We start from the raw sequence: 1,234 nt of genomic DNA, 5'->3' as shown, positions 1-1,234 counted from the left end.
AACACCTAGTAGGTATAATAATGACTTAATCTTATAATTATGCCGCCATCTGACGAATCATCTCATCCAGGCTTTGGCACTGTTCGAGTAAAGAATCCAATAAAGCCATCCCTTGCTCTTCCTGTATACCCAAACCTTGCATTAATTTCTCACAATCATGCAAAGCGGGCTCATCACCAATCCCTTTCGCTGCCAATAGCGCATTAGCCAACTGCACTAATTCTACATACTTTTGGTGCTTACCTTGATAGTCTTTTTTCTGGTGCATACCGGCTACCGTAATACTTGATTCCGGCATTCCCCATAGTTTTAGTAACACTGCACCAATAGAGGCATGCCCTAAAGCAATAAACTCTTGCGCGCCCCCCATTCCAAAGACCTGCTGTTCGATTTCAGCCATGCTCAACTCCGGCTCAGCCTATTCGGCTCAATTGAGCATTTGGAACTCTGGCGGAAAAAGATGACCAACTAATAAAATACCAAAATTGTGAAGCAAACCGGCAAGATAAGCATCGCGCTCGTTCAGCTCTATATCAGGATCGGCCAATAAAGCTAAGGCTTGAGCCAACACAGCACTATAAAGTGAATGCTGCCAAAATGATTTTAAACCCAAGGGCCCTGCCGCAGGTATATTGAAAGCTTTTCCTGCCGCTAAACCCATCGATAGCTGAGATACACGATCAAAACCTAGCACGATATTCACAGCATCTTTTACACACGTTAATTCGCCTCGATAAGAAAACAACGCTGACCGGGCATAACGCATCACCTGTGAGGCTAGACTCGGATCTCGCTCTATCACCTCAGCCAATTGAAATACATCAGCATCGGGGTCGCTGGTCAGGTGCATGATTCGTATAGCAGTTNCTGGCATTGGTGGTAACTTATATAAACGACTTAACTTCTTCGCAATGCCATCTAGGGTCAAGCCCGCATTATGAGGCAAATTTGAAACCTTCTGCCCCGATCCTGACTTAGGCTCCTCACCCGCAAGCCAAATAGAAACTTTTGCCTTAATCGCGCCATTCATTGCCATACGAAAAGACGGTCCGGGAATCTTTAATAAGGTGCTTGAGCAACCACTAGCAGAGAATACAAACTCCAGTTCCAGTAAACTCGTATCTAGAATAATCGGCAAACCATAGGCAGTTGCGAGAATCGGGTACATCCCGGTTTCACAATCCTTAAATAGCTTTCGTGAGTTTTCATCACTTAAAATTTGAAAAGATCTACC

The 1,234-nt window shown here is 44.5% G+C and carries 2 protein-coding genes; both read right to left on the bottom strand.

Translation table 11 applies throughout. The features are described from left to right. Nucleotides 1-37: 37 nt before the first annotated feature. Nucleotides 38-400 carry an HDOD domain-containing protein gene (locus tag A3763_RS21545; protein WP_068760495.1) on the bottom strand — a complete coding sequence of 121 codons (363 nt, stop codon included), beginning with the start codon at nucleotides 398-400 and terminating at the stop codon, nucleotides 38-40. A 27-nt stretch (nucleotides 401-427) separates the two neighbouring features. Then, a partial coding sequence (locus tag A3763_RS21540; protein WP_231872284.1) for an aminoacyl-tRNA deacylase and HDOD domain-containing protein occupies nucleotides 428-1,234 on the bottom strand: 807 nt, incomplete at its 5' end.

The sequence above is a fragment of the Oleiphilus sp. HI0128 genome (genome assembly GCF_001635365.1).
Note: the sequence above shows the minus strand (reverse complement) of the source record. Positions and strands in the feature narration are given on the sequence as shown.